The 14,666-nt window shown below is 24.4% G+C and carries 17 protein-coding genes; 1 reads left to right on the forward strand and 16 read right to left on the reverse strand.

What is annotated here, in order from left to right; translation table 11 throughout:
- A partial coding sequence (gene hydF / locus Q1J48_RS06865) for a [FeFe] hydrogenase H-cluster maturation GTPase HydF (protein WP_300362206.1) occupies positions 1 to 1,055 on the reverse strand: 1,055 nt, incomplete at its 3' end.
- Positions 1,056 to 1,063: 8 nt separating this feature from the next.
- Positions 1,064 to 2,650, reverse strand: a complete 1,587-nt coding sequence (locus Q1J48_RS06870; protein ID WP_300362181.1) for an NAD(P)/FAD-dependent oxidoreductase — start codon at positions 2,648 to 2,650, stop codon at positions 1,064 to 1,066.
- Positions 2,651 to 2,774: 124 nt separating this feature from the next.
- Here Q1J48_RS06870 and Q1J48_RS06875 point away from each other — a divergent pair, with 124 nt between their 5' ends.
- Positions 2,775 to 3,605, forward strand: a complete 831-nt coding sequence (locus Q1J48_RS06875; protein ID WP_300328616.1) for a mechanosensitive ion channel family protein — start codon at positions 2,775 to 2,777, stop codon at positions 3,603 to 3,605.
- A 47-nt stretch (positions 3,606 to 3,652) separates the two neighbouring features.
- On the opposite strand, the gene Q1J48_RS06880 is transcribed toward Q1J48_RS06875, so the two are convergent.
- The 14 genes from Q1J48_RS06880 to Q1J48_RS06945 form a co-directional block, all read right to left on the reverse strand.
- Positions 3,653 to 3,967: a DUF1904 family protein gene (locus Q1J48_RS06880; protein ID WP_300328613.1), complete on the reverse strand. Its 315-nt coding sequence runs from the start codon at positions 3,965 to 3,967 to the stop codon at positions 3,653 to 3,655.
- 1 nt (position 3,968) lies between these two features.
- Complete coding sequence (gene ispF / locus Q1J48_RS06885; RefSeq protein ID WP_300328610.1) at positions 3,969 to 4,448, reverse strand: 2-C-methyl-D-erythritol 2,4-cyclodiphosphate synthase; 480 nt, start codon at positions 4,446 to 4,448, stop codon at positions 3,969 to 3,971.
- Between the two features lie 2 nt (positions 4,449 to 4,450).
- On the reverse strand, positions 4,451 to 5,437 hold the full coding sequence (gene rfaE1 / locus Q1J48_RS06890) for a D-glycero-beta-D-manno-heptose-7-phosphate kinase (RefSeq protein WP_300328607.1): 987 nt from the start codon (positions 5,435 to 5,437) through the stop codon (positions 4,451 to 4,453).
- Positions 5,438 to 5,522: 85 nt separating this feature from the next.
- Positions 5,523 to 7,130, reverse strand: coding sequence for a type II secretion system protein GspD (locus Q1J48_RS06895; protein ID WP_300362183.1), 1,608 nt, complete (start codon positions 7,128 to 7,130; stop codon positions 5,523 to 5,525).
- Positions 7,123 to 7,857, reverse strand: a complete 735-nt coding sequence (locus Q1J48_RS06900; protein ID WP_300362186.1) for a hypothetical protein — start codon at positions 7,855 to 7,857, stop codon at positions 7,123 to 7,125. Before Q1J48_RS06900 ends, Q1J48_RS06895 begins: the two co-directional genes overlap by 8 nt.
- On the reverse strand, positions 7,844 to 8,791 hold the full coding sequence (locus Q1J48_RS06905) for a hypothetical protein (RefSeq protein WP_300362188.1): 948 nt from the start codon (positions 8,789 to 8,791) through the stop codon (positions 7,844 to 7,846). The genes Q1J48_RS06900 and Q1J48_RS06905 overlap by 14 nt, the downstream gene beginning before the upstream one ends.
- Entirely contained in the window at positions 8,775 to 9,398 is a 624-nt protein-coding gene (locus Q1J48_RS06910) for a hypothetical protein (protein WP_300362191.1), read from the reverse strand. The genes Q1J48_RS06905 and Q1J48_RS06910 overlap by 17 nt, the downstream gene beginning before the upstream one ends.
- Positions 9,382 to 9,825 carry a hypothetical protein gene (locus Q1J48_RS06915; RefSeq protein ID WP_300328592.1) on the reverse strand — a complete coding sequence of 148 codons (444 nt, stop codon included), beginning with the start codon at positions 9,823 to 9,825 and terminating at the stop codon, positions 9,382 to 9,384. The genes Q1J48_RS06910 and Q1J48_RS06915 overlap by 17 nt, the downstream gene beginning before the upstream one ends.
- A gap of 1 nt (position 9,826) precedes the next feature.
- On the reverse strand, positions 9,827 to 10,249 hold the full coding sequence (locus Q1J48_RS06920; RefSeq protein WP_300362194.1) for a hypothetical protein: 423 nt from the start codon (positions 10,247 to 10,249) through the stop codon (positions 9,827 to 9,829).
- Positions 10,246 to 10,701 (reverse strand): prepilin peptidase, encoded by a 456-nt coding sequence (locus tag Q1J48_RS06925; protein WP_300362196.1) that lies wholly within the window; start codon positions 10,699 to 10,701, stop codon positions 10,246 to 10,248. Before Q1J48_RS06925 ends, Q1J48_RS06920 begins: the two co-directional genes overlap by 4 nt.
- Complete coding sequence (locus Q1J48_RS06930) at positions 10,686 to 11,180, reverse strand: type II secretion system protein (RefSeq protein WP_300362198.1); 495 nt, start codon at positions 11,178 to 11,180, stop codon at positions 10,686 to 10,688. The genes Q1J48_RS06925 and Q1J48_RS06930 overlap by 16 nt, the downstream gene beginning before the upstream one ends.
- A gap of 10 nt (positions 11,181 to 11,190) precedes the next feature.
- Complete coding sequence (locus Q1J48_RS06935) at positions 11,191 to 12,345, reverse strand: type II secretion system F family protein (RefSeq protein ID WP_300362201.1); 1,155 nt, start codon at positions 12,343 to 12,345, stop codon at positions 11,191 to 11,193.
- A gap of 1 nt (position 12,346) precedes the next feature.
- The gene (locus tag Q1J48_RS06940; protein ID WP_300328578.1) at positions 12,347 to 13,573 is read right to left on the reverse strand and encodes a GspE/PulE family protein; all 1,227 of its coding nucleotides are present in this window, start codon (positions 13,571 to 13,573) and stop codon (positions 12,347 to 12,349) included.
- Complete coding sequence (locus Q1J48_RS06945) at positions 13,554 to 14,129, reverse strand: type II secretion system protein (protein WP_300362203.1); 576 nt, start codon at positions 14,127 to 14,129, stop codon at positions 13,554 to 13,556. The genes Q1J48_RS06940 and Q1J48_RS06945 overlap by 20 nt, the downstream gene beginning before the upstream one ends.
- Between the last annotated feature and the right edge of the window lie 537 nt (positions 14,130 to 14,666).

Below are 14,666 nucleotides of genomic sequence, written 5' to 3' on the forward strand. Positions count from 1 at the left end.
CAACCACCACAATGAATAACTAGATCAAATTCTTCAAGATTATTTGGAAAATCTTTTCCAGCTGAAAAAACAAAATTTAATTTTTTTCCCAATTTTTTTTCTAATAATCTCGGAATTTTTACTCTCCCTATATCCTCGTGAGATGTATTGTGAGTACAAGTTTCTGCTATTAAAATTTTAGAGTTTTCTTTAAGATTTTTTATATTTTCAATCCCTTCTAAAAGTTTATTTAAATCTCCTTTTTGTCTAGCAAATAAAATTGAAAAACTTGTAAGCGGGTATCTATCTTTTAAAACTTTATCCACCTCTTTAAATACTTGTGAGTCTGTGACAACTAAATCTATATTTTTATTTTCTTCCAATGTTTTTTCTAATTCTACATCTCTACAAATAAGAATATTTAATCCATTATCCAAGGCATCCCTTATAACTTGTACCTGTGGTAAAATCAATCTTCCTTTGGGAGCTTCTGAATCAATTGGAACTACTAATAATATTTTCCCCCCATATGGAACTAGCCCTTTTAAAAGACTTGGTTCTTCCTCTAAAATATTTAATTTTTTTATTAAAATTTCTTTAAAATTTAATATACTTTCTCTATTCTTAGTTGAAATAAAAATACAATCTTTTATCTTCTCTTTTATTTCTTTTTTTACTTCTTCATTTAATGTTTCTTCTTTATTTATTGCTACTAAAAATGGTATTGAGTACTTTCTTAAAAATGAAATATTTTTTTTATAATCTATTTCATTAAAATTATTTCCATCTATAACATAGATTGCAAAGTCTGATTTTTTTATTTCATTTATAGTTTTTTCTATTCTTAACTTTCCTAGTTCTGTCTCATCATTAAATCCAGCTGTATCTATAAATAATACTGGACCAAAAGGAAGAAGCTCCATAGCCTTTCTTACTGAATCTGTTGTTGTTCCTTCTATATCTGATACTATTGCTATATTTTGCTCTACAATACTATTTAATAGAGAAGATTTTCCTGCATTGGTTGAGCCAATTATCACTATATTAGTTCTATTTGAATTTGGTGTATTTTGCATATCTCTCACTATTCCTCTATTATTTTTGTAAAAACTTTATCTACTATCTTAAGTCCATCTACACCAGCACTAACTATACCACCTGCATAACCTGCACCCTCACCTATTGGATATAATCCTTTTACATTTAATGATTCTCCATTTTCATCTCTTGTAATTCTTACAGGAGCCGATGTTCTTGTTTCTGGTGCTATTAAGTTAGCTCTCTCTGTAACAAATAGTGGATAATTTTTTTGCCAATATCTTAAAGCCATTTTCATATTTCTAGTTATAACTTCAGGGAAAAATTTATTTAAATCATAAGGAGTTTTTTTCATCTGATAACTTGATTCTATCTCTTTTTCAGTTAATTTTCCCTCTAAGAAATCTGGAACGCTTTGATATAATGCTCCGTACTCTTTTACTAACTCAAAAGTTTTTCTCTCTAACCTCTCCTGAAATTCCATCCCAGAAAATAAATGATCTCCAAATTCATTTTCTTTTATAGCTACCACAAGAGCTGAGTTTGAAAATTTCCCATCTCTTCCTGAATAACTCATTCCATTTACTAAAGATCCTCCCTCTTCTGAGGCAGCATTTACTATTACTCCTCCAGGACACATACAGAAAGAGAATACCCCTCTCTCTTCATCAAAATTATTATAAGTAAAATTATAAGTAGCAGCTCCTAAATTTTTATGATTTGCAAATTTTCCATACTGCATCTCATCTATATCTTTTCTAGGATGCTCTATTCTAGCTCCAACTGCAAAAGGTTTATTTTCCATAAATACACCTTTTTTATTTAACATTCTATAAGTATCTCTTGCTGAATGACCAACTGCTAATATAATATTTTCTACCTCTAATTTTTCTAATTGATCTTTATCATTTTTTATTAAAGCTCCTACAATTTTATTATCTTCCAAATAAATTTCTTCCAATTTATTTTTAAAATAAAATTTTCCACCTAAAGAGATTATTTTCTTTCTTAAATTTTTTATTACTACTTTTAATACATCTGTTCCAATATGTGGTTTATAATCCCACATAATTTCTTCTTGGGCTCCACACTCAACAAATTCCTTAAAAACTTTATCTATGTATTCACTTCTTATTCTTGTATTTAGTTTTCCGTCTGAATAAGTTCCAGCTCCACCTTCTCCAAATTGAATATTTGATTCTTTATTAAATACTCCAGTATTTACAAAATTATCAACTGTTTTATCACGGGAATCAATATCTTCCCCTCTTTCTATTATTATTGGTTTATATCCATATTCAACCAATCTAAGTCCTGCAAAAAGTCCAGCTGGTCCAGCTCCCACTATTAATATTTTTTTATTTGTATCTTTAGCTTCTCTTTTTAAATATCTCTCTTCTTTTACCAAGGAAATATTTTTTAAACTTTTTACATCAATTTCATTTTTTAAAATAACTTCTACATTATATACAAATTTTATATCTGATTTTTTTCTACTATCTATTGATCTTTTTAGCCAAGAAATTTTTTCTATATTATCTTTTTTAATACCTCTTTTTAAAATTTCTTTTTCTATTTCTTTATCTTGATTTTTCAAAATTGATACTATAATATTATTTACATTGATTTTCAATATATCACCTCAAAAAAATTATATCATAATCTAAAATTTATGTTAATTATTTTTATTTTAATAATTTCAATTTTTATGTTATAATAGATAAATATGATTATTATATTTAAAAAGGGGGGTTACCATGAATGAATTAACTAAATTTCAAATCTTTTTAGAACAGCTTAAGGGAGATGCTATTAAAATGCTTCCAGTAATTTCTATCAAAATTTTATGGCTTATCTTTATTGGATTTATTTTCAAACCAGTTATAAATGGAGTTATAAATTTTGCTAAAATTTTATTAGAAAAAAATAAAGTTGATCCTTTATTAAAAAGCTTTATTATTTCTTTCTTAAATGTTCTTCTTTATGTTCTATTCTTCTTCTTAGTAATTGGAGGATTAGGAATTCAAGCAACATCATTTGTTACTATTTTAGGTACTGCAGGTATCGCTGTTGGTTTAGCTTTACAAGGAAGTTTATCAAACCTTGCTGGAGGAGTACTTATTCTTTTCTTTAAGCCTTTCTCAAAAGGGGATCTTATAGTTACATCTAGTGGAACTGGTACTGTTGAGAGTATCTATATTCTATACACTGTTATTGTTACTCTTGAAGGATTTAGAATAACTATTCCTAATAGTATGCTTTCAAATGCAGCTGTTACTAATATGTCTAACAATCCTGAAAGACTTCTTGATACAATAATAAGTGTTGGGTATGAATCTGATCTTGAGCTTGTAAAAACTGTAATTAGAGGTATTTTAGATAATAATAAAAATATTCTTCATGAAAAAGATTATACAATAAGATTAAAAACTCATAATGCAAGTTCTCTTGATTTTGTTGTAAGAGCTTGGGTTAAAAAAGAAAATTATTGGAATGCATACTTCGATTTTATGGAACAAATAGTACTTGAATTTAGAAAACATAATATTGAAATACCATTTAATAAACTTGATGTATATCAAAAATAAGAATAGCGCGACGATAGTCGCGCTATTTTTTTATCCAAATTTTTATATTATTTCATATAATAATAATCCTTATTTATATCTTGAAAATAAATTTTTATATTTTTATAATTAAATTTTTCAAAATATTCAAAAAATTTATTTGCTACTTTTTCTCTCAGTTGAACTGGTCTTGGCATCCATTCTATATCTATCAAAATCTTATCGTCTACTATTTTTCCCTCTGATACCTCTAATTTAGGATCATAGAAAACTCTAATTTTTTCTTTTGCAACTTGAGCCTCTTCACTTACAATATTTATTAAATCCTCACCTATTTCACAAACTTTTTCTTTAGACATTCCTGAAATTGTTATATATGGCATCTTAGTCCTCCTTAGTTAATAAAACTACACAGTAAGCTTTCATTCCCTCTCCACTTCCTGTAAAACCTAATTTTTCTTCAGTGGTAGCTTTTATACTAATATTTTCTATAGAAGTATTTAAAACTTTTCCTATATTTTCTCTCATCTTTGGTAAAAAATCTTTTAACTTAGGTTTCTGAGCCACTATTATAGAATCTATATTTCCTATTTTATATCCTCTTTCTCTTATAAGCTCCATAACTTTTCCCAATAAAATCATACTATCAATATTTAAATATTTATTGTCATTATCTGGAAAGTGTTGCCCTATATCACCTAAAGCTAAAGCTCCTAACATTGCATCCATTATACTATGAACAAGTACATCTGCATCTGAGTGTCCTAATAAACCTTTTTCGTAGGGTATCTCTACCCCACCTAAAATTAACTTTCTTCCCTCTACAAGTTTATGAACATCGTATCCATTACCTATTCTTATCAATTTTAGTTCCACTCCTTATAAATTTCATCATAAAAATTTACAATTTCTTCAACTGTAACTGTTGAAGTTCCTATTTTTCCAACCACTACTCCTGCTGCTGTATTTGCTATCTTTGCTGCTTCTTCCCAAGTAGCTCCAGCTGCTTTTGCTAAAGTGTAAACAGAAATTACAGTATCTCCTGCTCCGGTTACATCAAAAACTTCCTTAGCGAATGTTGGAATATTTGTTATTTTATCTTCTTCGTAAAGGCTTACACCTTCTTCACTTCTTGTCATCAATAAGTTATCAAGTTCTATTTTCTCTCTTATCTCTTTTCCAATCTCATCTATTGTTTTTTTACGTGGATTTCCTAAACAAAGTTCAGCTTCCTTTCTATTAGGAGTCATAGATGAAGCTCCAATGTAGTTTTCAACATTAGATGGTTTTGGATCTACTATAACTATTTTTCCTTTTTTCTTAGCTAATTTTATTATCTCTGTTGATACTCTTGGAGTAAGAACTCCCTTATCATAATCAGATAATATTATTCCATCTATTTCATCTATTGTGTTAGAAAACTTTTCTAGTATAGCATCTTCTAAAATAACATTTATATCTGATGGGTCTTCCCAGTCCAATCTTAAAAGTTGTTGACTTCCTGCCAATACTCTTCTCTTTACAATTGTCGGTCTCTCTTCACTTCTAATTATTGCAGAAGTATCCACACCTAAATTTTTCATAGCAGCTATTAAACGATCTCCATCAACATCGTCACCAACCAATCCATAACAATAACTTTTAGCTCCTAAAGTAGCAAGATTATTTATAACATTTCCTGCTCCTCCTAAAACAAATTTTTCTTTTTTTATTAAAACTACTGGTACTGGAGCTTCCGGAGATATTCTATCAACAGTTCCTATTAAATAATCATCTAACATTATATCTCCAACAACAGCTATTTTTACATTTTTAAAATTAGAAATAATTTCTACTAATCTTTCTTTCTTCATTTTTCCTCCAAACTAATACCTAGTAATATTTTTTACTTATATTTATTATTTTACTAATAATCTTTAAGAATAGCAAGTATTATATTTAGTTCATACTTTCAAAATTTTTTATCCCAAAATCTTCAAAACTGCCATTTTCTACCATATCAACTCTTAGTCTTATATATAAATCTGTTACTTCTTTGCTCTTTTTAGAATTTTTAAATAAAAATCCAATAACAGGAATTTCACCAACAATTGGAACCTTACTTTCTTGATTTTGAATTATCCCTTTTTTTAATCCACCTATAAAAACTGTCTCCCCATTTTTTAATCTAAGAGAGGTAGAAATATTTCTTGAAACCTTACTTCCATAATTTTCTTTAGAATTTTCACTACCACCTTCTCTTTCATTAAAAATTTTAAAATCACTACTTTCCATATCCAATTTTAAAGATATATAATCTTCATCTATTATTTCTGGTAAAACCTTAAAAACAATACCAGCCTCTCTAAAAATTGGCAGATATGTATTCTGGGAATTTTCTGTATTTTCCACCCTTTCTTGGCCTACTATTCTTTCTGTTATAATTTTTAAACTTCCCTCTTTTCCATTTGTAGTTACTATTGATGGAGTTGAACTAATCTTTAAATCTTGATTACTTTTTAAAAGATTTAACCCAAAATTTAAATAAGCATCATCGCTTCCAAAATTTGTAATATAATTAAATGTTGAGGAAAATATACTTCCAACCCCTTGAGTATAAGAACTATTTAATATTCCACCAATAAGTCCATTTTTAACTGGATTTTCTAAAGAATTTCTATCATATATCCAATTGAATCCAAGCTCTTGAAAAAGATTGTCCGTTATATCTAGAATCTGTATTGAAATTCTTATCTCCTTATTTGAATAACATATACTTTCTAAAATCTCTTTTACTTTTTCAACCTTTTTTTCCTCTCCACTTATATATAAAATATCTTTTTTATTATCCCTTAAAAGTTTTACTTGCTCTAAAAGATATTCTGGTAAAATATTTTCAATTTTTATATTTTCAAGATCTCCTATTTTTATTTTTTTTACAATAAATTCTTCTCCATTTTTTTCTTGATTCTCTTTTACCTTATATATTTTTTCTAAGAAAAGTTTTATTGTATTTTGCTTTTTATTTATGTCAATAATTTCTCCAACAACTTCGTACCCCTCTTTTTCTCCTCTAATAAAATATACTCCATAAGGGATATTATCTATTTTAAAGTTTCCATCCCTTGTGGTGTAACAAGGTTTTGAATATTCATCTAGTAAAGTTACCTTCACACCTTGTAAATTTTCATTGTAGTCACTAGATAGAACTTTTCCCAAAAGTATTCCTCTATTTTCTTTTTGCTCATCTCTTTTACTTATTAATATATGATTATTTTTATCTTTCATCACATACTCTTTAGAACTACAAAATATATCTAAGATGTCCAAAAAATTCTTATTTTTGTCTATATACAAGTAAACCTCATTATTTTTTATCTCATCTGAAGGAACTAAAGTTACCTTACTTTCCTCTGATAAAAATATTAAAAAATTTTCCACTGTAATTCCTGAAACATTTATTTCGTGGGGAAAAATATTCCCCTTTAATTTATCAAAATTTTTTCCCTCGTAGCCAAAAGAGAGTAAAGAAAACAAAAAATATATGGCTATATAAAATTTATTCATAATTTCCCCCATTTTCTATAAATAATTTTTTATTTTTAAGTATAATCTTATATTTCTTTTTACCTATCTCCACTATTTTTTCTTTGTTTATATAAATTTTTTTATATTTAGTTATTAAAATCCCAGTATTTTCATTTATAAATTCTATATCTTCTATATCTAAAATATCACTTGTTAAATTTCTACGTTCACCTTTATTTAATTGAAGTTTAGAATTTTTAGCAACTATGCAAAAAGAAAGATAAAGTCTAAAACTTTTTTCTTTTCTTTCTATTTCTAAACTCTTATTTAAAAGTAAAACCTTTCCATCTTTTTCAATATTTTCTATAAAATCAACTATATCATTCTCTTTTCCTAAAAGCTCATAAGAGATGAAATATCTATTATTATTTCCTCTTTCAGTTCTTCCTATATATAAAATTTCTAAAGAAAATTTTTCTAAGATCCTCTCTATATAAATGTTTGCCTCTCCTAAAGATGAAAATATAAAAGTACCTTCACTATTTTCTATTTCTTTTATACTTTTTTCTATTTCAATATTTTTTTCTTTTATCTTTTCATCTACAATATCTAATTTTTTCTCCAATAATATATTTTTATTTTTATAATCTTCTATCTCCTTATTTAAATTCAAATTTTTTTCTATTGGAGATACTACAAAGATATATAAAAAAATTACTCCAATTGCAAATATTACCAATTTATTCTTTAAATCAAACTCCTCCATTTAGTAACTTCACCTCTAAAATAAATTCATAACTTTTATCTTTCTTTTGAATATAATCAAAATTTATTTTTTCTATCCTCTTATCCTTTTCGACCCTACTTCCAAATTCAAATAATGAATTTAAATTTTGTCCATTACCTTTTAATATAATCTCTCCTTTTTTCCAAATTAATTTTTCTAATTGATATTCTTGAGGTAGAATATTTATAAGCCAAAAAATTTCCTCCATAAATTTTTTATTAAAAATATTATCTGTTACTTTTTCCTTTCCTAAATTTATAAATTTTTCATTTAGTTTTTCTAGTTCTGTTTTTTTTAAATTAAGATTTGTTTCTTTTAATTGGTAATTATCTTTTTGAAATTTTAATTTTTTTTCAAAATCTTTTTTAATAACTAAATTAATTATAAAAATTAAAATTAATATCCCTGTAAAATAAAATATAATTTTCTTTGAACTTGTTTTTCCGCTCTCTGAAAAAAGTTTTTTATAATCCTTTAAAATATTTTTCTTATTTACAACATATATCTCTTTAACTTTTATTCTATTTTTCAATAAAAATTCTATAAGAGTAGTTATAATAACTTCTTCCAAAATAAATATTTCACAGTTTTCATCTTCATCAAAAAAATAACAGGAAAAATAAAAATCTTTCTCCTCTGAAAGATTTGGTAAAATTTCCTGTTCTATATATTTTTTTATATTTATTTCCTCTGCATCTTCTTTTTCTAAAAACTCTTTTTTTAAAAAAATATCCTCTTCTAAAATAATATTTAAATCTCTATTTTTAAAAAGATTTTTTATTTTTTCTAAGTCCTCTCCTAAAGAGATAAATTCTCTTCTTTTTGTAATCAACTCTTTTTCACCAGAATATACTTGAAGTCTATCCTCAGAAATATATAAATCTACTTCTTCATTTTTAAAAAATTTTAACATCAATATCTCCTTTAGATTTTTCTATATTTTCCAAAGGATACCTATCCCCTTTAAAAAAATATTTTATATCTACTTTTCCATAAATTTCTAGTTGATATTTTGAGTCTTCCCCTATTCTAAAATTTTTTATCTCTTTTTTTAATTTTATTCTTACCATATTAAATCTATTAATATAAGAAAAATTCTTTATTAATTGAAAATAGTTATTTTTATTTGTTCCTTTAATATAAATCTTTTTTAAATGAGAATCTGTTTCCTCTATCCTTTTTATATAAATTTCATCTATATAATAATTGCTATCTGTCAAGATAAAACTATTTCCATAATTTTTTGTCCATATCTCCATCTTATCTTTTTTCAATAAATAATCTGAAATATTTTCTATTTCAATATCTTCTTGTATTTTCTTTTCTATGCTTTTCATATAAATTTTATAAATATTTTTTTCCAACTTTTCCTTCTTATCTTTTTGAATTTTTAACTTATTTATGCCAATTTTTTTTATCTGTTTTCTTATAACAAAACTACAAGTAAAAATACTCCAGCTAATTACAGATAAAATTCCAACTGTTATCAGAAGAATAAACCCTTTATTTTTCTTTGACATAAATAATATACTCCTCTTCCTGTCCTCTATATATAAAATTTATCCTCAATAAATTATTTTTTAACTTAAAATCTCCTTTTATTTCATCTAAAAAAACTTCTCTTTTTTCTGAATTACTAGCCTTTCTAAAAAACATATTTCCTGAAAAATAATAGTTTAAAATTATTTTTTTAGGCTCTCCATTTTCTTTTATAAAAATTTCATAATATAGCTTATTATTGTCTATAAACATATTTTTTCCTGATTTTACCTCTTCTAAAAAATATTCTATATTTTTCCTATAATTTACTTCTCTACTAAAATAATTTATAGATTTTTCTTTTATACCCATAGAATTAGAAAAAATTGAAAAACTTATTGTTATTATCATTGTTAAAATTCCCAAGGCTATTATCCCCTCTAACATTAAATATCCTCTGTTTTTCATTTTATTCCTCTATAATATTTTCTATATGTTGTTCATCTATTTCTATAACAGAAAAAAATATTTTTCCAATACTCTCATTATTTAAAATCACATCTTTTCCAATGATTTTAATATTTTTTATATTGTCTTTTGAAATATATTTAAAATTTCCAACCTCTTCCTCTCTATTATTTTTCATATTTTTTAAAGTCAACTTATTCTTATGATCAATAATACAATATGATTTTTCTTCTCTTTTTTCATTTAAATCTCTTTCCATTATATTTTCAATATTATTTACTATTCTTAATATTTCTTGATTTAAAACTAATTTTTTCACACTTTCAAAATTTTTATTTAGGATTATCAATAGATTTAAAATAATAACCAAAAAAATAAAAATACTAACAATTACATCCATCAATAAAAAACCTTTAGTTTTCATATAATTCTTCCCTTTATTATAATAAAAATAAAAGTAGATAGTATTATCACTGGAGCAAAAGGAATCTCTTCTTCCTCATATAATTTTTTATAAATTATTCCATAAATTGGAGATATTAAAAAAATAATATTATAATAGATCAATAGATAAATTAATCCAAAATATCCTAGATAAAATCCAATACTGGATAAAAGTTTTATATCTCCAAAACCAACTACCTCTTTTTTAAAAATTTTTTCTCCATATCCATAGAGTAAATTAAATAAAATTGAGTAGGTTCCCATTCCTATCAATTTATTTTCTAAATTTTCATTAAAAAAAATTATTTTTATAATTCCTAATATGATGATAGTAATTGTTAAAGCATCTGGTATTATTTTTTTCTTAAAATCTATAATTAAAATTATTAACAAAATTATCCCAAACAATATATCAATTATAGATCTTCCCATTTTATTCCTTTTAAAGTATATTGTCCCACACCATCCATTGGTAAAACCCATATCTTTACTCCATCTGATGCCTCTCCAACTGGAGCTTTAAAAGTGAATTTAACTTCTCCACCATATACTGCCTTTGTTTTTTCTTCTAAATTTTCTTTACTTCCACCTATTTCATACAATATCTCTTCTGAACTATCTAAATTTTTTATCAAATCTTTATATCCATTTGAAATATACTCTTTTAATTTTTCTACATCAGTCTTAGTTAAATTTCCATCTAATTTATCTTTTCCTAAACTATTACCGGTTTCCAAATTATACATTTCTGAGGCTGTTCTCAAACTATTTAATGTTGAAATAACTTTTGTTTCCTTTCCCAGAGCTAAATAATTAGAAATTTTTGGAGTTAAAAAAGTAGTAAATAAACCGATTATTCCCAAAACAACCAAAACTTCAATTAAAGAAAAACCTTTTTCCCTTTTATTCATTTTTCCCTCCCTAAATATTATCCATCATATTTAAAATAGGGGTGTATACTCCTATAAAAATTAAAACAACAATTATTCCGATTAAAATGATAGTTAATGGTTCTAAAAGTTTAATATATTTCTCAGATCTTTCTATTAATCTCTCCTTTCTTCTTAAAGAAATGAGATCAAACATTTTAGAAAGCTCTCCTATCTCTTCACCTGTTTTAATAAGTTCTATCTCTCCTTTTTGAAATATCTTCATAGCATCAACCGCTTTATTTATTTCATTCCCTTTTACCAATAAATCTCTAGTTTTTTCTAATTTTGATATAAAGAATTCATTTGAAATAGATTTTATTATTATTTCGATACTTTCACTAAAAGTTATCCCAGCCTCTAAAAAAATATTTATCATTTTTGAAAAATAAGAGATAAAATTATCTTCTACTATATTTCTTATAAAACCAATTTTTATAAGAAATACAAAAAAATTATCTTTTATGGTTTTATTTTTCAATAAAAATTTAAATAAAACTATAAAAATAATAGTTCCAATAAAAATAAATAAAATATTTTCTGAGAAAAATATAATTATTTTTGTAACTAAAGTTATATTTTCTCTTCCTATAATTTCTATAAAGTTTGGCAAGATAAATTTTCCTAAAAAAAATAGAAGAACTATAATAATACAACTCACAATTTTAGGATAAATTAATATTTTCCTTATTTGTTTCTCTCTTTCTAGTTCTTCTCTTAGTCTTGTTTCTATTCCTTTAAAAGAATAATATATATTTCCTGTTTTCTCAGCTACTTTTAATATCATAAAATCCATATCTTTTAAAGGTAGTCCACTATTTTTAAATATCTCTGTTAACTTTTCTCCATTATTTATAGATTTTTTCATTTTATTACTATAAGCCAAGTATTTTTTATCTTCCTCTATAAATTCAATTATTCTATAAAATTGATACTTATTTTTTACAAAAAAACATAATTTAATAAAAAAATCTAATAAATCTTTTTTATCTAATTGTTTATTAAAAATATTTATATTTATGATCCTCACGAGAAAAAGTTTTTTCTCTCTTATCTCTTTTAAAACTTCATTTTTTTCATCTCTTTCAGAAAAACCAAATTTTATTTTTTTATTTTTATCATAAGCATAATAAAAAAATTTTTTCATATTAACACTCTCTTATAAGTTCATCTAAAGAAGTTCTACCACTTTCAACCAGATCCACTCCATTTTCTAAAAGAGATTTTATTCCTAATTCTTTTAATCTATTTTCTAGCTCTAAAACATTTATTTCAGAGGTAATTAATTTTTCAATATTATTGTCTATATACATAAATTCTCCTATGAGAATTCTATCTTTATAGCCTGTATAATTACATTTTTCACAACCTTGGTGAGTATAAATTTTATTTTTAAAAATTTTATTTTCAAGACCTAGAATTTTTAATTTTTCTTTATAGTTTTTATCCTCTATTTTACAATCTTCACAAAGTTTTCTGACAAGTCTTTGACTTTGTATACCTTTTATCCCAGCCGAAATCATATAGGGTTCTATTCCTAAGTTAATTAGTCTTTTAATGGCACTAGCTGTATTTTTAGTATGAAGTGTTGTTATTATTAAATGTCCTGTCAAAGAAGCTTTTACTGCGATCTCAGCTGTCTCTTTATCTCTTATCTCTCCAATCATTATTACGTCAGCATCCTGTCTTAAAATTGATTTTAATACCTTGGAAAAATCCAGTCCTATCTCTGGTTTACATTGGATTTGATTTATCCCTTCTACAATATACTCTACCGGATCCTCTATAGTAATTATATTTTTTTCAATACTATTAATTTCATTTAAAATAGCATACATTGAAGTTGTCTTTCCACTTCCCATAGGTCCTGATATGATTAACATTCCTGATTTTCTTTTTATGATCTCAAATAATCTGGAATAATATTCTTTATTAAATCCTAAATCTTGTAAATTTTTTTTAACAGTATCCTTGTATAAAATTCTTATAACTATTTTTTCTCCAAAATATGCGGGAACTATTGAAATTCTAAAATCTAATTCCTTATCTTTATAATTTCCATCTACTCTTCCATCTTGAGGCATTCTTTTTTCTGTTATATCCAAATTACATAATATTTTTATTCTCGAAATAAGAGGAGAATACATCTCTTGACTGTATTCTCCTTTATCTATTAGTACACCATCCACTCTATATCTAATTCTAAAATATTTTCCAAATGTCTCTATATGAATATCACTTGCATTAAGTTCAATTCCTTCTACAAAAATCTTATTTATAAAAATTTCAACTTTTGAATTCTCTTTAAAATTTATAGAAAAATCTGTGTTTAAAAATTTTATTTTTTCTTTTTTATTATTGTTTTCTCCATTCATTATTTAATTCCTCCACAGAGAATAATAATTCATGATATTTTAAAAGTTCCTTTTTTGAAATAGAAACTCCTGATATTTTTTTATAAATATTTATTTTTAAAATTTTATTTTCTTGAAAAGTGTAAGTAGCAATACGATATTTTATTTTTCCTGAATAATCAAGAATATAAGTGGTAAAAGAATCAGATAGATTTCCATCCATTGTAGTTGTAATTGATAATTTGTCGATCAGTTGAGAGCTTCCATTAATTGTATAAGGAACTAAGTAGGATAATTTTGTAGGAAGATTGATGGTCTCTTCTATTTTGTCAGTAATAGTTTTTATTTTTATATTCTTATCTAAATAATCTATATCTATTTTATAAATCATTCCAGTAGATAAACTTTTCAAAGTATACTCATCAATAACTTCTGAAATTTTAATAACTGCTTTTTCTAAATCCTTTTTCTCTTCTATATGTTTAAATGTTATAAAAGTAATTGAAAAAATACTTACTAAAATACCAAAAACTATTAATATTTCAATTAAAATAATCCCTTTTTCTTTATTTTTCATAATTTTTTATATACTTCCCTTTTGCTATGAGTCTAGTATATTTTTTCTGATATGTCAACAGTAAAAATCAAATATTTATATAAATTTTATTTAATTCTTTTAAATTAGCAAATAAAAATCTATAATAATTTTTAATAAAAAAATAAGCTATAAAAATTTTTTATAGCTCACAAGAAAAATTATTTTTATAAATTCACATCTTTTTATCAATATAAAAAATTTTTTTCAGAAATTTTATCTAGAAATTAGATTTCTTAAAATCAAAATTTTTAATCTTTCTTAATATTTATTTACTCTATTTAAAATTTATTTTCTAATTTTAAATCACTTTTTATATTTGATAGATTTTGATATTTATCACAATTTTTTTAATTTTTTGATTTTTTCTTTATTTTCCAATGATTTTTTTACAAAATAAATGTTTTAATAATATATTTTTTACTCTAAATCTTTTTTCTTTGCGCATAACTTTTTTACAAAAAATTAAAAAGTTGGCAAGTTCCTATCCTCCCAGAGGGCTGCCCCCCAAGTACTTTC

It is taken from the genome of Fusobacterium sp. (assembly GCF_029258315.1).
Taxonomy (GTDB): Bacteria; Fusobacteriota; Fusobacteriia; order Fusobacteriales; family Fusobacteriaceae; genus Fusobacterium_B.